The sequence below is a fragment of the Agromyces hippuratus genome, assembly GCF_013410355.1.
GTDB lineage: Bacteria > Actinomycetota > Actinomycetes > Actinomycetales > Microbacteriaceae > Agromyces > Agromyces hippuratus.
Map to the genome: position 1 here is coordinate 3,232,646 of NZ_JACCFI010000001.1, position 16,733 is coordinate 3,249,378.

Consider the following 16,733-nt stretch of genomic DNA (forward strand, 5'->3'; position numbering starts at 1 on the left):
GGGAGCATCTGCTCCCGCCCCTGTCGCGTGTGCTGCGCGTGCGCGACGATGCGGACGATTCAGCCGCCGCCCATCGTGCGGGCGATGTCGGCCGCCGAGTCTCCCGAGCGTTTCAGCACGAGCGCGACGAGCGCGAGTGCGATGAGCGTGAGCACGAGCATGATCGTCGAGACCGCTGCGATCTCGGGCTTCAGGCCGCTGCGCAGCGCACTCAGCACGTAGACCGGCCACGGCGTCGACCCCGAGACCGAGACGAATGCCGCGATGACCGTGTTGTCGAGGCTGAACGTGAACGACAGCATGAATCCGGCGAAGACCGCCGGCATCGCGAGCGGCAGGGTGACCTTGCGGAACGTGCGGGTCGGCGTCGCGTACAGGTCGGCCGAGGCCTCCTCGAGTTGCGCCTCCTGGCCCACGAGCCGCGCACGCACCAGGTACGAGACCACCGTGATCGAGAACAGCGAGTGGCCGATCACGAGGCGCACGATGCCGTCGTTGAAGACCGCCATGCCGAGGTCCTGCCCGAGGAAGACCATCCACGGCAGCAGGGCGACCGCGTCGACGATCTCGGGCGTGACCGAGACGAGCAGCAGCAGTCCCATGAACCACCACACCCACTTGCCCGGATGCCGCGCCATCGCGATGCCCGCGAGGGTGCCGAGCGCCGTGGCGACGAGGGCGGCGATGAAGCCCGTCTGCACCGAGATCCAGACCGCGTCGCGGATCGTCGGCTTCGCGAGCAGCGCGAGGAACGAGTCGAACCCGAAGTGGTCCCACGAGACGAGCAGCCGCCCGACGTTGAACGAGGAGACGATGATGACCGCGATGGGCGCGAACAGGAAGACCATCACCAGGATGCCCCACACGTTGAACGCGACATCCGACCACGCCCTGCGCGGCCGCCGCACCTGTCGCTGCGCTGCTCGAACGCTCATGCCGCGACCTCCTCACGGATCGAGACGGATGCCGGCGCAGCGGCCGGCGCGCCGATCACGAGCCGGTGGCTCGCCCGGATCGGCAGGGTGACGAGCCACACGATGGCGGCGCCGATGGCGACGGTGGCGAGGATCACGAAGATCAGCACGACGGCCATCGCGGAGCCGAGCGCCCAGTTCTGCGCGGTCTGGAACTGGCTCGCGACGAGCTGGCCGACCATGTTGCCCTTCGCCCCGCCGAGCACCGTCGCGGTGATGTAGTCGCCCATGAGCGGGATGTAGACGAGCAGCACGCCCGCGATGATGCCGGGCTGCGCGAGCGGCAGGGTGATGCGGAAGAAGGTCGTCCACTTGCCGGCACCGAGGTCTTTCGACGCCTCGCGGAGCGGCCCGTTGACCCGGTCGAACGCGACGAACAGCGGCAGGATCATGAGCGGCAGGTAGTTGTACACGACGCCGAGGAGCACCGCGCCGCGCGTGTTCAGGATCGCGAGCGGCTCGAAGCCCACCGTCTGCAGTGCCGTCGAGAGCCAGCCCTCGGGAGAGAGGATGACCTGCCAGCCGATGGTGCGCACGAGGAAGTTCGTCCAGAACGGAACCATCACGAGCGCGACGAGGAGACCCCGCCGCGACGGCGGAGCCTTCACCGCCATCCAATAGGCGACCGGGAGTCCGATCAGGAAGCACAGCACGGTGCCGGCGACGCCGACCCACAGCGTGTTCTGGAACGTCGCGAAGAACGTCGGGCTGAACACCTCGGCGTAGCGGTCGAACGAGAGCTTGTCGGTGGCCTGGGTCGCGAAGATGCTCGGCTTGTAGCCGAAGCTGAACCACACGACCAACGCCACGGGGGCGACGAAGAAGATCACGAGCCACGCCCAGGCGGGCGCCGCGAGCAGGAATCCGGGGAGTCGTCTACGCACCTGCGGCCGCCTTCGTCGTGTTCCAGATCTGCACGACGCGCTCCTGCGCCTCGGTCAGTTCGCCCTCGTGCATGGTCGCGAGCTGCTCGGGTGGGAAGAAGACGAGGTCGAGCATCGGCAGGCCCGCCTCGGCCGCCGCCTCGGCGATGCCCTTCGCGCCCGTGTCGTAGCCGATGTAGTCGAGCTCGGAGAGCGCGTTCTCGGGCGAGAGCACGTAGTCGATGAACGCGTGCGCGGCCTCGGGGTTCGGTGCGCCGGCGGCGATCGCCCAGTTGTCCATCCAGATCTCGGTCGCCGGCGAGCCGAGTACGAACTTCCACCGATCGGGGTCGGGGCTCTCGAGCATGCCGAGGCGGGCGTCCCCGTTGTAGACCTGCATGAGCATGTGAGTGGCCTGGGGGATGGCGCTGCCGCCGGGGTACGAGTCGAACGCCGAGATGTGCGGTGCGAGGTCGACGAGGAACTCCTCAGCGGCGTCGAGGTGATCGGGGTCGGTCGTGGTCCACGGGATGCCGTTCGCCCAGAAGTACAGCCCGGTGAGCTCCGACGGGTCGTCGAGCAGGGAGGTCTTGCCGCTCGCCTCGTTCCTCGCGGCGTCGATGAAGTCGTTCCAGTCCTTCAGGTCGCGGTCGATCGCCGTGACGTCGTAGATGAAGCCGGTCGTGCCCCACGCCTTGCAGATCGAGTACTCGTTGTCGGGATCCCAGGCCCGGCCGAGGAACGTCGGGTCGACGTGCTTCAGGTTCGGGATCAGATCGTGGTTCAGCTTGGCCAGCAGTCCGTGCTCGGCCATCTGGGCGACGAAGGTGCCGGTCGGCACGACGATGTCGTAGCCGCTCGTGCCGCGCGCCCCGACGAGCTTGGCGACCATCTCCTCGTTCGAGTTGAAGGCGCTGAGCGAGATCTTCGGACCGAGGTCGGCGGTGAAGGCGTCGAGCACGTCGGGAGCGTCGTAGTCGCCCCAGGTGTAGATCGACAGCCTGCTCTCGAGCGGGCCGCCGGAGGCCTGGGCGGTGGTGGGCGAACCGGTCGGCGCGCAGGCGGCGAGCAACCCGGCCGAGCTCGCGGCGGCGGCGAAGCTCAGGAAACGGCGCCGCGAGAGTTCGCGACGGATGGTCTTGGCCGCGCCGGCGGGCGCGAGGATGCGGATCTCTTCGGAAGACATCGTGACTCCCGGGCGCTCAGACGGTCGGCGGAGCGACGTAGCCGCTCGCGCTCGCCGCATCGTCGGCCGGGAAGAGGAGCACGCTCTCGGCGCGCCACGAGCACACGACCGCGTCGCCGATGGCGAGCTGCGGCGCATCGGGCGTGGGGCGGCGCACGATGAGGCTCTGATCGTCGCCGAGCTGCACGAGGTACTGCATCGTCTCGCCGAGGTGCGAGACGCCGATCAGGGTGCCCCGTGCGGTGTTCGACGCATCGGATGCCCGGGCTGCGACATCCGCGTCGATGCTGACGAACTCGGGGCGCACAGCTGCGAGGCCCGTGCTGCCCACGGGCAGCTCGGCGGTCATGTCGTACACGAGGGAATGCGCCGAGTCGACGGCGCCGCCCTCGACGACCGTGCCCCGGAAGAAGTTCTGCTGCCCCACGAACGCCGCGACGTAGGCCGATGCGGGCCGGGCGTAGACCGTGTCGGCGTCGGCGAGCTGCTCGATGCGGCCGCTGCGCATGATCGCGATGCGGTCGCTCATCGACAGCGCCTCGCCCTGATCGTGCGTGACGAAGACGAAGGTGATGCCGAGACGCGACTGCAGGAGCTTCAGCTCGAGCTGCATCTCTTCGCGCAGTTGCCGGTCGAGCGCCCCGAGCGGCTCATCGAGGAGCAGCACCGAGGGGCGGTTGACGAGGGCGCGTGCGAGGGCGACGCGCTGCTGCTGGCCGCCCGAGAGCTGGGTGGGCTTACGGTCGGCGAAGCCGCGCATCTGCGCCAGGTCGAGCGCGTCGACGACCCGCTCGCGGATCTCCGACTTCGGGGTGCGCTTCTGCTGCAGCCCGTAGGCGACGTTCTCGGCCACCGACATGTGCGGGAAGAGCGCGTACGCCTGGAACACGGTGTTGACGTCGCGACGGTACGGCGGCACGCCGAGCACCGAATCGCCCGAGACGCGGATGTCGCCGGCGTCGGGCTCCTCGAAGCCCGCGATCATGCGCAGGGTCGTGGTCTTGCCGCAGCCCGAGGGGCCGAGCAGCGAGATGAACTCGCCCGCCTCGATCGTGAGCGAGAGCCGGTCGACGGCGGTCGCATCGCCGTAGTGCTTGGTGACGGCGTCGATGACGACCGTTCCGGGTGCCTCTGCGCCGGGCGACGCGGTGGTCGCTCTCGCCTCGGTCGTCGTTGCCGTGGTCACTTGGTGGCACCTCCTGTTCGCCCGCGCGTCCTCGCGCAGAAGTGCCATTCAATCCGGGCGCCACGGTGCGCGCAATGCGAGCCGCTCCGAACACGACAAACCATCGGGCGGGCGGCGCCCGCCCGACAGTCCGTCTGGAGTTTCGGCTCGGCGGCGTCAGGCGTTCAGCGCGGCCGTCGGCGAGGTGCGCGCGGCCCGTGCTGCCGGGAGGGCCCCGGCCACGGCGCCGACGACGACCGTCGCCACCACGCCGGCGGCGAGCACCGCGGCCGGCACGGTCACGAGCCATCCGTTCGCTCCCGCGACGATCGCCGTGATCACCCAGCCGATGGCCGTGCCCGCGATGCCGCCGCAGAGCGCGAGCAGGATCGCCTCGACGAGGAACTGCGAGCGGATGTGCCCGCGCGTCGCGCCGAGCGACCGGCGCAGGCCGATCTCCTGACGTCGTTCGAGTACCGAGATCACCATCGTGTTCGCCACTCCGATGCCGCCGACGAGCAGGGCGATGGAGCCGACGCCCACGAGGAGGCCCGTGAACGCCTGGTCGATCGTGTTCTTCGCCGCGAGCGCGTCGGAGGGACGGCTGATCTTCACCTGGCTCGGCGACTCCGGGTTGATCGTGGCCGGCAGGAGATCGCGCACCTGCCCGACGAGGTCGTCGGCCGAGCGCTCGTAGATCACCGTCGGCGCCCCGGTGAACCCGAAGAGCTCGGCCGCGATCGGCCCGCCCATCATGGCGACGGAATCGAGTTCGGGGGCGAGCGGCGAACGCTCGAGGATCCCGGCGACCGTGAACGGCGTGCCGCCGATCTCGACGGTGCTGCCGATCGTGACGATGCCGAGCCGCTCGGCGGCCTTGTCGCCGAGCACGACGACCGGGAACTGCTCGGTGGCGCCGTTGATCCACACGCCGGAGGCGAGTTCGGTGCCCGTCGTGGTCAGCAGGTCGAGGTCTGCGGCGACCACGGACAGCCCGGCCGTGGCGCCCGGATCGATGAGGGCGTTGCGATACACGTTCAGGTCGGTGAGCGTCGCGTGCCAGCTCGCCTGCTCGACGCCGTCGATGCGCCGCACACGATCGATCGCATCGGCGGGCAGCTCCGATTCCTCGCCGAAGAAGTCCGAGCCCGCCGACGCGGTGAGCAGGTTCGTGCCGAGCGCCGCGAGCTTCTGCTTGACGAGCGCCTCGCTCGACGTCGAGATGCCGACGACGGCGATCATCGCGGCGATGCCGATCGCGATGCCGAGGGCGGAGAGCACGGCCCGCATCGGCCTGGCGCGAAGGCCGTGCAGGCCGAGCCCGAGCAGGTCCGTGGCGCGGAGACGGGAGCGCAGGCCGTTCACGAGCGGGCTCCGGCCATGACACCGGACGCGGCGCTCGAAGCGCCTCCGGTCCCGCTCGACAGCACGCCGTCGCGGATGCCGACGCGCCGAGGCATCCGCTCGGCCACCTGCGGGTCGTGGGTGATCACGACGACCGTGGTGCCCGCGGCGTTGAGCTCGGCGAGGATCGAGACGATCGCCTCGCCCGAGCGCGTATCGAGCGCGCCCGTCGGCTCGTCGGCGAGGAGCAGCGCCGGCTCGCCCACGACGGCACGTGCGATCGCGACTCGCTGGCGTTCGCCGCCCGACAGCTCGTTCGGGCGGTGGCGGGTGCGGGCGGCGAGACCCACGCGTTCGAGCGCCACCGCGGCTCGCGCCCGGCGCTCGGCCTTCGGCACCCCCGCGTAGAGCAGGCCGGTGGCGACGTTGTCGAGCGCGGTGACCCCCTCGGCGAGGTGGTACTGCTGGAACACGAACCCGATGGTGTGCGCGCGGAGCCCCGAGAGCTCGGCGTCGTCCATCGCACCGGTGTCGTATCCGTCGATCTCGATCTCGCCCGAGCTCGGCCGGTCGAGCGTGCCCATGAGGTTCAAGAGCGTCGACTTGCCCGAGCCGCTCGGCCCGACGATCGCGAGCATCTCGCCGCGGTCGACGTCGAGGTCTGCGTGCGAGAGGGCGACGGTGGGCGGCGAGCCGTAGGTGCGCGACACTCCGCGCATCCGGATCAGCGGGGCGCTCACTCGGGCACCACGACCTCGTCGCCGGCCTCGAGCTCGCCGCCCGTGACCTCGACGAGTCCGTCGGCGAACAGGCCGAGCTCGACCGGAACGGTCTCCACGACGCCCTTCGCCACGACCTCGACGGCGAATCCACCGCCCGTGCGTGCAAGCAGTGCGGTGACCGGCACGAGCAGTGCATCCTCGCGACGCACGGCGGTGAGCTCGCCGTTCACGGCGACGTCGTCGAGTCCATCGGCCGCCGCCGGGTCGTCGAGCGTGATCGTCAGGGGGAGCTTCAGCTTCTTCCCTCCCTGATCGTCGTCCTGCTCGACCGGTGCTCCGACGGCACTCACCTTTCCCGGCACCGTGGCGCCGCCGGGCAGCGTCAGCTGCACCGGCGTGCCGACCGGGGCGATCGGCTCGAGGTTCGGTGCGATGAACGCGGTCACGCGCTTCACCGTGTCCGAGACCGCGATGACGGATGCCCCGGCGCCGCCGCCGATCTGCGCCTTGTGCTGCGCGACGCGCACCGCAGCGGGCGCGAACACGATGCGACCGGGCTCGATCGCGCCGGTCTCCTCGAGGCCGAGCGAGTCCTGCCAGCGCTCGATCGCCGCTGCCGTCGAACCGGCGAACTCCTCGTCGGGCTCCCGCTCGAAGAAGCCGAGCGCGGCGAGGTTCTGCTCGAGCTGCAGCACGTCGGGGCCGTCGTCCATGCCCTCGGCGAACCCGCGCCACATCGGCAGCGCACCGATGAGGAGCACGACCGGGTCGTCGTCGAGCCGGAACAGCGTCGCGCCGCGGTCGAGCACGGCACCGGTGTCGGGGAGCCACGTGATCGTGCCGCCGAGGCTCGTGCCGAGCTCCTGCACGGAGCCGTAGCCGAGTCGCCCGTTCAGGCGCACCCGTTCGGTGAGGTCGCCGCGGTCGACGGGGGTCGTCGCGACGTCGGCGGCCGCGGCCCCGTCACCGTCCTCCTTCGATGAGGCCGGCAGCGTCACCGCGAGCACCCCACCGGCGATGCCGAGCACGGCGACGCAGGCACCGGCGATCAGCCACGGGGTGCGGCGGCGCCGACGGGCGGGCTGGGCCGCCGCGGCATCCGTCATCTGGTCCTCCGCCAGCGCGTGCTGCTCGGTCATTCCTCGTCCATCGTCGGGAAGTCGGCCTGCTTGCCGCACTCGTCGGCGTCGACCGGGTCGATCTCGTCAGCCGACATCGCCTCCGTCATGCCGGCCGCGCCATCGGGCGAGATCTCCGGGTCGTCGAAGTCGTAGCCGCGTTCGCGCAGGCACGCGGAGAAGCGCAGCGAGGCCTCGTTCATCTCCTCCTGGTCGGGCTGGCCCGGCACCGGGGGCGGATCGCCCACCTTGTCGAAGCAGGTGCGTTCCGCCGCCGCCATCGCATCGAGGTCGATCTCGTCGGGGTCGACGGCTGCGCTCGAGTCGCTCGTCCCGCCGCTGCTCGAGGAGCCGTCGGCGCCGGTCGCCATCCCGATGTCGATGCCCTCGTCCTTCATGCAGGAGGTGAATTCGGTCGACCACTCCTCGTAAGCGGCATCCGAGTCGCCCGACTTCAGTTCGGCGGAGTCTCCTCCGTTCGGGGCGCAGGCGGTCAATGCCAGGAGCAGGCCGATGCCGGCGAGGGCGAGCCCGGTGCGGGCGCCGCGAGAGGTTCGTGAGGTCATGGGTGAGTCCTTTCGATCGCGCCGTGATGGGCGCAGGACCCAGCTCACTCCCAGCGCGGTTGCTGTGGGGTAAAGCGGAGAGTTGACGATTTCCTTACGGTCGACGGGATTGACTGGGAGACTCGGATGCTGCAATCGAACGGAGTGGGACATGCGCGTGCTGATCGTTGAGGACGAGCCGTACCTCGCCGAGGCCGTGCGGGCCGGGCTCGCACTCGAGGCGATCGCAGCGGATGTCGCCGCCGACGGCGAAGCCGCCCTCTTCAGCATCGACGTCAACGACTACGACGTCGTGCTGCTCGACCGCGACCTTCCCGGCATGCACGGGGACGAGGTCTGCCGCACCCTCGTCGCTCGCGAGGAGCGGCCCGCCATCCTCATGCTCACCGCCGCCCGCCGGCTCGGCGACAAGGTCGGCGGCTTCGAACTCGGTGCCGACGACTACCTCGCGAAGCCGTTCGAGTTCCCCGAGCTCGTCGCACGGGTGCGGGCGCTCGGCCGCCGCCGGTTCACCGCATTGCCGCCGCAGCTCGAGGCCGCCGGCGTCGTGCTCGACCCGTTCCGGCGCGAGGTCGTGCGCGACGGGCGGTTCGTGCACCTCACCCGCAAGGAGTTCTCGGTGCTCGAGGTGCTCATGCGCGCGAATGGGGGAGTCGTGAGCGCCGAGACGCTGCTCGAGAAGGCATGGGACGAGAACGCGAACCCCTTCACGAACTCGGTGAAGGTGACGATCTCGACGCTGCGCCGCAAGCTCGGCGAGCCGTGGATGATCCGCACGGTGCCCGGCGCGGGATACGCGATCGATGCGGCGAATGACTGAGCCCGCGGCATCCGTGCCCCGCACCTACCGGCTCACCGTGCGAGCGCGTCTCGCCCTGACGTATGCGGTGCTGCTGACGATCGCCGGCGCCGTGCTGCTCGCGATCGTCGCGTTCGTCATCGGCCTCGTGCCGAGCTACGAGTTCGCCGAGCCGGCCGCCACGACGACGACGGCGATCGAGGCGACCCCCACTGATGCGATCCCCGCCCAGTCGACGCTCCCGTCCGACTCGCCGGAGGTCGCCTACGACCCCGGGCTGCTCGCCTCGACGGCGAGCGAGGCGGCCGTCGTCGTGAGCTCGCGATCCGACATCCTGCAGCTGCTGCTCTGGGTGTCGGTGGGGGCACTCGCGCTCCTCGCCGCAGGCGGCGCCTGGGCGGGCTGGTTCGTCGCCGGCCGCATGCTCCGGCCGCTGCAGGAGGTCAACGAGGCCGCCCACCGCGCCGCGCGCGGTCACCTCGACCACCGCATCGCACTCGCCGGGCCTCGCGACGAGATCACCGACCTCGCCGACACCTTCGACGGCATGCTCGACTCGCTCGAGCGCTCGGCCAACGCCGACCGCCGCTTCGCCGCGAACGCCTCGCACGAGTTGCGCACCCCGCTCGCCACGACGCGCACGATGCTCGACGTGGCCCTGAGCTCGCAGGCCGCCGGCGACGTGCAGTTGCTCGAACGGCTGCGGGAGATGAACGAGCGCAGCATCGAGACCGTCGAGGCGCTGCTCGACCTCTCCGAGCTCGAGTCGACGGAGTCCGGCACCTTCGCGCCCGTGGATCTGGCCGCGGTCGCGGCATCCGTCGTCGACGAGTCGCGTGTCGAGGCCGAGGAGGCGGGCGTGCGGCTGGACTCGTCGCTCGAGCCCGCGAGCGTCGAGGGCGACGAGGTGCTGCTGCGCCAGCTCGTCGTGAACCTCGTGCAGAACGCGATCCGCCACAACGAGCCCGGCGGCTTCGTGACGGTGACGACGGATGCCGCGGGGTCGCTGCCGAGCCTCGAGGTCGAGAACAGCGGGGCCGAACTCGACGCCGCGACGGTCGCGACCCTGACGGCGCCGTTCGCCCGGGGCGGCGGTCGCACGCGAGATGCATCCGACCGGGGTCGCGGACTCGGCCTCTCGATCGTGGCGGCGATCGTCGCCCGCCACGACGGCGGGCTCGACCTCGCGCCGCGGGCCGGCGGGGGCCTGCGCGCGGTGGTGCGCTTCCCGCGCTGACGCGCCGCGCAAACGCCGCACCCCCACCCACCTCGCCTGCACGCACCTCGCCCACCTCCCTCTCGCCCACCTCACCCGCACCACCTCACCTCACCACCCGCACCACCCTCACCACCCGCACCACCCTCACCACCCTCACCCACCTCGCCACCCTCACCCACCTCGCCCCGGCGTCGAGATGGCACTCCTTGCCGGTCCGGCGCCGCAGTGGCGACGAATGATGTCACCTCGAGGCGTCCGCTCGACTCATCCTCCACATCGGCGGTCATGGTCGACGCCTGTCGATTCGGGCGGCGCCCCCGTGCCCGGTGCCGACGGCCGCCGACGATCGATCGATGAGTCGACCGTCCCCGCTTCCGCGCCGCTTCGAGGCCGTTCCGTTCGCCACCGCAGACGCTCTCGCCGCAGGAGTGACGCCGCGTCGTCTCCGATCGGTCACTCTGGCGGCCCCGCACCGCGGCGTTCGCGTCGATGCGAGGCACCTGCACACGCTGCGCGAGCGCTGTTCGGCACTCGCGGTCGTCATGACCGACGGGCAGGCGTTCACGGGCCCGACTGCGGCCATCCTGCTCGGTCTGCCATTGCCGCTCCGGCTCGAGCGGGACCCGCTCCTGCACGTCGTCGCGCTCGATGGCAGGCGGGCGCCTCGCCGCCGCGGGGTGGTCGCGAGCCGGAGTTCGGCGAGGCCGAGGCTCGTCGGCGTTGCGGGGGTCAGGGGTGCTCGACTGACGGCACCGGCCGATACCTGGTGCTCGCTGGCCGTGTATCTGGGGCTCGATGATCTCATCGCGGCGGGGGAGCGGCTGATCGGGCTTCCCGCTCCGCTCGCCGACGAACGCACGATCGATGAGGCGATCCGGCGCCACGGCTCGAGGAGGGGCGCGGGAAAGCTCGCCGAAGCACGGGGCGCGATGCAGGCGAACGTGTACTCGCGCCGCGAGACGTTCGCACGCCTCGGGCTCACGCGTGCGGGGCTCCCCGAACCCGAGCCGAACGGCCCGATCATGCTGCGTTCTGGGCGACGCACCCGGGGCGATCTGGTGTTCCGCGAATACAAGGTGCTCGTCGAGTACGACGGCGAGCAGCACTTGTTCGATGTCGACCAGTGGGCAACGGATGTCGCGAGGTTCAACGACCTCGTCGACGACGGGTGGTGGGTCATCCGCATCACCAAGGCGACGCCCCGCGCCGAGCTCATCGCGCGCACCGCTCGCGCGCTCGTGGAACGAGGGTGGACCGGCACGCTGCCGGTATCGAGATGACACTTCTCGTCGGTGGTCGCCCCGCTGAACCGACGAAATGTGTCATCTCGGGGTGGGGTGGGGTGGGGTGGGGTGGGGTGGGGATTGGGTGCGGGACGCGGGGAACAGGCGCACGGGGCAGAGTGTGGGGCGAGGGGTCATGTCGGCCCGCGCGAGCGCGGGAACTTCTGGCGCGCAGAAGAACACCGAAAGTTCACCCCCCGAATCGTCGGGTGGGCCCCTCCGGCCGAGCGCAGAGTGGATGCACAGCCACCCCGACGGCGCCGAAGCAGACGCCGAACGGAGCACCACGAGACATCCGCCCGCTGCACCGAAGGAGCAACACCATGAGCACGAACCGCCCCGGCGACCAGACCCAGACCGCGGCCGAGCTGCAGCTCGAGTGGGACGCGAACCCGCGGTGGGACGACATCAGCCGCGACTACACGGCCGAAGACGTCATCGCCCTCCGCGGCCCGGTCCGCGAGGAGCGCACGCTCGCCAAGCGCGGCGCCGAGAAGCTCTGGCAGGACATCCAGCAGAACACGGGCACGGCGTTCGCTCCCATGGAGCAGCCCGAGTGGTCGGCCGCGCTCGGCGCCCTCACCGGCAACCAGGCGGTGCAGCAGGTGCGCGCCGGCCTGAAGGCGATCTACCTGAGCGGCTGGCAGGTCGCGGCCGACGCGAACCTCAGCGGCCAGACCTACCCCGACCAGTCGCTCTACCCCGCCAACTCGGTGCCGGCCGTCGTGCGCCGCATCAACAACGCGCTGCTGCGCGCCGGCCAGATCGAGCAGGGTACCGACGACCGCGACTGGATGGCCCCCATCGTCGCCGACGCCGAGGCCGGCTTCGGCGGCCCGCTGAACGCCTACGAGCTCATGCACCAGATGATCGAGGCCGGCGCGGCGGGCGTGCACTGGGAGGACCAGCTCGCGAGCGAGAAGAAGTGCGGCCACATGGGCGGCAAGGTGCTCGTGCCGACGTCGCAGCACATCCGCACGATCAACGCCGCACGCCTGGCGTCGGATGTCGCCGGCGTGCCGTCGATCATCATCGCCCGCACCGACGCCCTCGCGGCCACGCTGCTCACGAGCGACCACGACGAGCGCGACCGGCAGTTCGTCACGGGCGAGCGCACCGCAGAGGGCTTCTACGAGGTGCAGAACGGCATCGAGCCGGTCATCGCTCGCGGCCTCGCCTACGCCGAGTACGCCGACCTGCTCTGGGTCGAGTCGGCCGAGCCCGACCTCGACCTCGCGCGCCGCTTCGCCGAGGCCGTGCACGCGAAGTTCCCGGGCAAGCGCCTGAGCTACAACTGCTCGCCCTCGTTCAACTGGAAGCGCCACCTCGACGACGACCAGATCGCGAAGTTCCAGCGCGAGCTCGCGTCGATGGGCTACGCGTTCCAGTTCATCACGCTCGCGGGCTTCCACTCCCTGAACCACGGCATGTTCACGCTCGCCAAGGACTACAACGAGCGCCACATGTCGGCCTACGTCGAGCTCCAGGAGGCGGAATTCGCCTCGGAGGCATCCGGCTACACCGCCACGCGCCACCAGCGCGAGGTGGGCACCGGCTACTTCGACCAGATCGCCACCGCGCTGAACCCCAACAGCGCAACCCTCGCCCTCGTCGGATCGACCGAGGAAGAACAGTTCAACCACTGACCCGCTCACGGGCTTACTGACCCGCTCGCGGCTTACGAACTCAGAGGAGCAACGACCATGAACACCACACCCAGCATGACGCTCGAACGAGAGCGAACGGATGCCGCATCCGCTCGCCGCCCCGAACCCAAGCGTGCCACCGGCAGCTTCCAGACCGTCGAACCGCGCATCGAGGTCACCGCGCCGCTCGGCGAGCGGTACGACGAGATCCTGACGCCCGACGCGCTCGCCTTCCTGGCTGAGCTGCACGACCGCTTCGCCGGCACCCGGCACGAGCTGCTCGCCGTGCGCCTGCAGACCCGGGTCGACGCGGCGAACGGCCGCGACCCGAAGTTCCTGCCCGAGACCGAGTCGATCCGGAACAACGCCGGCTGGCGCGTCGCAGGCGCCGGCCCGGGCCTCGAGGACCGCCGGGTCGAGATCACGGGCCCGACCGACCGCAAGATGGCCATCAACGCGCTGAACTCGGGCGCGAAGGTGTGGCTCGCCGACCAGGAGGACGCCACGAGCCCGACCTGGGCGAACGTCATCGAGGGTCAGCTGAGCCTCTTCGACGCGCTGCGCGACCGTCTCGAGTACACGAGCCCCGAGGGCAAGCAGTACCGCGTCACGGCCGAGCAGACGCCGACGATCGTGATGCGCCCGCGCGGCTGGCACCTCGTCGAGAAGCACCTGAAGTTCCACGACCGTGCAGGGCGCGCGATGCACGCCTCGGGCTCGCTCGTCGACTTCGGGCTCTACTTCTTCCACAACGCGCAGGCGCTCATCGCCGCAGGCCGGGGGCCGTACTTCTACCTGCCGAAGCTCGAGTCGCACCGCGAGGCGAAGCTCTGGAACGACATCTTCGTCTACGCGCAGAACCGGCTCGGCATCCCGCAGGGCACGGTTCGCGCGACGGTGCTCATCGAGACGATCCAGGCCGCGTTCCAGATGGACGAGATCCTCTACGAGCTGCGCGACCACTGCGCCGGGCTGAACGCCGGACGCTGGGACTACATCTTCTCGATCGTGAAGACCTTCCGCTCGCGCGGTCGCCGCTGGGTCATGCCCGACCGCAAGGCGATCACGATGACGGTGCCCTTCATGCGGGCGTACACCGAGTTGCTCGTCGCCACGTGCCACAAGCGCGGGGCGCATGCCATCGGCGGCATGAGCGCATTCATCCCGAACCGCCGCGACCCCGAGGTGACCGAGCGCGCGCTCGCCGCGGTCAAGGCCGACAAGCGGCGCGAGGCCGGCGACGGCTTCGACGGCACTTGGGTGGCGCATCCCGACCTGATCCCCACGGCGCGGGCGGAGTTCGACGCCGTGCTCGGCGACCGGCCGAACCAGGTCGACCGCCTGCGCGACGACGTGCACGTGACGGCGGCCGAGCTGCTCGACATCCCGTCGATCGGCGGCGAGGTCACCGAGGGCGGCGTGCGCGACAACGTCTCGATCGCCATCCGCTACATCGAGTCGTGGCTGCGCGGCACGGGCGCCGCGGCGATCGACAACCTCATGGAGGATGCCGCGACGGCCGAGATCTCGCGCTCGCAGATCTGGCAGTGGCTGAACGAGAACACGGTCACGGCCGAGGGGACGCGCATCGACCAGACCTCGATCGTGCGGCTCATGGCCGAAGCCGTCGCCGCGCTGCCGCGCTTCGAGGGCGACCGGTTCGACGACGCGATCTCGGTGTTCCGCAGCGTCGCGCTCGAGCCCGAGTTCCCGACCTTCCTCACCGTCGGCGCCTACGCGCGCTTCCTCTGAGATCAGGCCCGAAGGGGCCGCCCCGACCGCATCCGGCGATCCCGGAGGTGCCGCGGTCGGGGCGGCCCCTTCGTCGCGCCCGGTGCTTCTGCCAGAATCGGTGCTCGTGACCCAGACGACCGCCTCCGCCGTTCGCATCCGACCCGCAGCGATGACGGATGCCGCTGCGCTCGCGGCGCTCGCCGCCGCGACGTTCCCGCTCGCCTGCCCGCCGCACACCACGCCCGAGGCGGTCGCCGACTTCATCGCGCGCAACTTCGGGGTCGAGCACTTCGAGGGCTACCTCGCCGACTCCGAGCGCATCCTGCTCGTGGCGGAGGGGCCGGTTGACCCTGCCGAGGCATCCGGGCACTCTCGCCTGCTCGGCTACACGATGCTCATCGGCGGCGAGCCGGGCGACGCCGACGCCGCGAGTGCGGTCACGGCGCGGCCGGCCATCGAGCTCAGCAAGGTCTACGTGCTCGCCGAGTCGCACGGCACGGGTGCCGGGGCCGCGCTCATGCGGGCATCGCTCGACGCGGCACGGGCGACCGGGGCGGCGACGACGTGGCTCGGCGTCAACGAGGAGAATGCGCGGGCGATCGCGTTCTACGAGCGCCACGGGTTCGCGAAGGTCGGCCACAAGCACTTCGTGGTCGGCGGCCGAGTCGAGGACGACTGGGTCATGGAGCATCCGCTCGTCGCGCCGTAGCCGGCGGGGACGGCACCGGACGCATCGGTGCGTCGCCTACGAGGCCGCGAACTTCGTGGCGGCGGCATCTGCGGTTCGGGCCGCGCGTCGCGCGAGCCACCACGTGCCGAGGCCCGAGGCGAGGAAGATCACCGCGAGCACGACCCACCCCGAGAACCCGTGCGAGATCGCCGTCGCGTTCACGACGAGCGGTGCCGCGAGGGCGCCGACCGTGTAGCCCATGCCGAACACGCCCTGGTAGCTGCCGGCCTGCGCGGGGTCGGCGAGTTCGAAGCTGAGGCCCCAGCCGCCGGCCTGCGAGAGCACCTCCGCGAACGCGTGGATGATCGCGGCGAAGACGAGCACGGTGATCGCGAAGCCGATCGGCAGACCCGCCGCCGACGCGTACACGATGCATGCGGCCGCCATGAGCCAGGCGGCGATGCCCGACACGCGAGCTGCGACGCGCAGGTCGTGCGTGCCGCGCGAGAGCGGCACCTGGAAGATCACGACGATGATCGTGTTGAGGATGAGGAGCGCTGCCACGACGGCCTCGGGTGCCGCGGTCTCGCGGGCGATCCAGAGCGGCACGCCGAGCTCTGCGACGCCGAACTGCATGCCGAAGATCGCGCTGAGCGCGGTGAGCACGAGGTAGCGGGGGTCGCGCCATGGCGAGTGCCGGCGCCACGCGCGCCGTTCGGCTGCGGCCGCCTCGGCGCTCGCTTCGGAGTCGACCGAGCCGGTCGCCGTCGTCACGGGAGCCGCGGGCTTGCGGGCCGGCGCATCGACCCGCGACGGCAGGCGCACCAGCTGGATGAGGCCGAGGAGGTAGAGCACGCCGGCCCCGACGATGAGCGCTCGGTAGGCCTCGGCGGTGCCGATCGCGAGGGCGAGGGCGCCGAGCCCCGAGCCGGCGGCGATGGCGACGTTCGTGACGGTGCGGAGCACCGCACGTGCGTGCACCCGGCTCTCACCGGTGAAGGCTCGGGCGATGATCGCCGAGCGGGTCGAGTTCGCGCCCTGCTCGAAGAGACCGCAGACGACGGCGATCACGAGTGCCGTGACGAAGTCACCCGCGAAGACGTAGGTGATGAGCGCGACGCCTTCGATCGCAGTGAAGGCGATGAGCAGCCGCTTGGAGCTGGATCGGTCGGCGAGCCAGCCGCCGCCGAAGGCCGCGATCACGCCGGCTGCGCTCGCTGCCGAGAGCACGATGGCGACCTCGTGCGGGGCGAGGCCGACGATGAAGGTGAAGTAGAGCACCGTCACGGTCAGGAAGATGCCGCGCCCGACGCGCGAGATCAGGGTCGCGCCGACGAGGATGCGCAGCACGGGATCCGAGACGGACGCCGCGAGGCGGCCGATGAACGACGGCTTGCCCGAGCGCTCGGGGTCGATCGTCGGCACGGTTCCGGTGTCTGGTGTC

Annotated in this window: 15 protein-coding genes; 6 read left to right on the forward strand and 9 right to left on the reverse strand. The window is 70.8% G+C overall.

The window, feature by feature from the left end; translation table 11 throughout:
* Positions 1-59 precede the first annotated feature (59 nt).
* From BJY17_RS15120 to BJY17_RS15155, 8 genes are all read right to left on the reverse strand, one after another.
* Entirely contained in the window at positions 60-935 is an 876-nt protein-coding gene (locus tag BJY17_RS15120; protein ID WP_179552092.1) for an ABC transporter permease, read from the reverse strand.
* Positions 932-1,858: an ABC transporter permease gene (locus tag BJY17_RS15125; protein WP_179552093.1), complete on the reverse strand. Its 927-nt coding sequence runs from the start codon at positions 1,856-1,858 to the stop codon at positions 932-934. Before BJY17_RS15125 ends, BJY17_RS15120 begins: the two co-directional genes overlap by 4 nt.
* Complete coding sequence (locus BJY17_RS15130; protein ID WP_179552094.1) at positions 1,851-3,023, reverse strand: polyamine ABC transporter substrate-binding protein; 1,173 nt, start codon at positions 3,021-3,023, stop codon at positions 1,851-1,853. Before BJY17_RS15130 ends, BJY17_RS15125 begins: the two co-directional genes overlap by 8 nt.
* Positions 3,024-3,039: 16 nt before the next feature.
* Positions 3,040-4,209, reverse strand: a complete 1,170-nt coding sequence (locus BJY17_RS15135; protein WP_322789860.1) for an ABC transporter ATP-binding protein — start codon at positions 4,207-4,209, stop codon at positions 3,040-3,042.
* Positions 4,210-4,365: 156 nt separating this feature from the next.
* Entirely contained in the window at positions 4,366-5,553 is a 1,188-nt protein-coding gene (locus tag BJY17_RS15140) for an ABC transporter permease (protein ID WP_322789861.1), read from the reverse strand.
* Complete coding sequence (locus BJY17_RS15145) at positions 5,550-6,251, reverse strand: ABC transporter ATP-binding protein (protein ID WP_179552905.1); 702 nt, start codon at positions 6,249-6,251, stop codon at positions 5,550-5,552. The genes BJY17_RS15140 and BJY17_RS15145 overlap by 4 nt, the downstream gene beginning before the upstream one ends.
* A 17-nt stretch (positions 6,252-6,268) precedes the next feature.
* Positions 6,269-7,393, reverse strand: a complete 1,125-nt coding sequence (locus BJY17_RS15150; protein ID WP_179552096.1) for an efflux RND transporter periplasmic adaptor subunit — start codon at positions 7,391-7,393, stop codon at positions 6,269-6,271.
* On the reverse strand, positions 7,390-7,938 hold the full coding sequence (locus BJY17_RS15155) for a hypothetical protein (protein WP_179552097.1): 549 nt from the start codon (positions 7,936-7,938) through the stop codon (positions 7,390-7,392). The genes BJY17_RS15150 and BJY17_RS15155 overlap by 4 nt, the downstream gene beginning before the upstream one ends.
* Before the next feature lie 151 nt (positions 7,939-8,089).
* Between BJY17_RS15155 and BJY17_RS15160 the strand changes: the two genes are divergently transcribed.
* From BJY17_RS15160 to BJY17_RS15185, 6 genes are all read left to right on the forward strand, one after another.
* Entirely contained in the window at positions 8,090-8,758 is a 669-nt protein-coding gene (locus tag BJY17_RS15160; protein ID WP_179552098.1) for a response regulator transcription factor, read from the forward strand.
* Positions 8,751-9,974, forward strand: coding sequence for a sensor histidine kinase (locus tag BJY17_RS15165; RefSeq protein ID WP_179552099.1), 1,224 nt, complete (start codon positions 8,751-8,753; stop codon positions 9,972-9,974). Before BJY17_RS15160 ends, BJY17_RS15165 begins: the two co-directional genes overlap by 8 nt.
* A gap of 335 nt (positions 9,975-10,309) precedes the next feature.
* Positions 10,310-11,236, forward strand: a complete 927-nt coding sequence (locus tag BJY17_RS15170; RefSeq protein ID WP_179552100.1) for a PDDEXK family nuclease — start codon at positions 10,310-10,312, stop codon at positions 11,234-11,236.
* 326 nt (positions 11,237-11,562) lie between these two features.
* Complete coding sequence (aceA, locus tag BJY17_RS15175) at positions 11,563-12,885, forward strand: isocitrate lyase (RefSeq protein ID WP_179552101.1); 1,323 nt, start codon at positions 11,563-11,565, stop codon at positions 12,883-12,885.
* Between the two features lie 57 nt (positions 12,886-12,942).
* Positions 12,943-14,637: a malate synthase A gene (gene aceB / locus BJY17_RS15180; protein ID WP_246303743.1), complete on the forward strand. Its 1,695-nt coding sequence runs from the start codon at positions 12,943-12,945 to the stop codon at positions 14,635-14,637.
* Between the two features lie 106 nt (positions 14,638-14,743).
* Positions 14,744-15,328: a GNAT family N-acetyltransferase gene (locus BJY17_RS15185; RefSeq protein WP_322789862.1), complete on the forward strand. Its 585-nt coding sequence runs from the start codon at positions 14,744-14,746 to the stop codon at positions 15,326-15,328.
* A 36-nt stretch (positions 15,329-15,364) separates the two neighbouring features.
* On the opposite strand, the gene BJY17_RS15190 is transcribed toward BJY17_RS15185, so the two are convergent.
* The gene (locus BJY17_RS15190) at positions 15,365-16,714 is read right to left on the reverse strand and encodes an MFS transporter (protein ID WP_322789863.1); all 1,350 of its coding nucleotides are present in this window, start codon (positions 16,712-16,714) and stop codon (positions 15,365-15,367) included.
* Positions 16,715-16,733: the final 19 nt, after the last annotated feature.

Excerpts from the sequence above, each read along its gene's own strand:
- BJY17_RS15120 (WP_179552092.1), bottom strand. The coding sequence starts at position 935 with ATGAGCGTTCGAGCAGCGCAGCGACAGGTGCGGCGGCCGCGCAGGGCG.
- BJY17_RS15130 (WP_179552094.1), bottom strand. The coding sequence starts at position 3,023 with ATGTCTTCCGAAGAGATCCGCATCCTCGCGCCCGCCGGCGCGGCCAAG.
- BJY17_RS15145 (WP_179552905.1), bottom strand. The coding sequence starts at position 6,251 with ATGCGCGGAGTGTCGCGCACCTACGGCTCGCCGCCCACCGTCGCCCTC.
- BJY17_RS15150 (WP_179552096.1), bottom strand. The coding sequence starts at position 7,393 with ATGACCGAGCAGCACGCGCTGGCGGAGGACCAGATGACGGATGCCGCG.
- BJY17_RS15155 (WP_179552097.1), bottom strand. The coding sequence starts at position 7,938 with ATGACCTCACGAACCTCTCGCGGCGCCCGCACCGGGCTCGCCCTCGCC.
- BJY17_RS15160 (WP_179552098.1), top strand. The coding sequence starts at position 8,090 with ATGCGCGTGCTGATCGTTGAGGACGAGCCGTACCTCGCCGAGGCCGTG.
- BJY17_RS15165 (WP_179552099.1), top strand. The coding sequence starts at position 8,751 with ATGACTGAGCCCGCGGCATCCGTGCCCCGCACCTACCGGCTCACCGTG.
- BJY17_RS15170 (WP_179552100.1), top strand. The coding sequence starts at position 10,310 with ATGAGTCGACCGTCCCCGCTTCCGCGCCGCTTCGAGGCCGTTCCGTTC.
- aceA (WP_179552101.1), top strand. The coding sequence starts at position 11,563 with ATGAGCACGAACCGCCCCGGCGACCAGACCCAGACCGCGGCCGAGCTG.
- aceB (WP_246303743.1), top strand. The coding sequence starts at position 12,943 with ATGAACACCACACCCAGCATGACGCTCGAACGAGAGCGAACGGATGCC.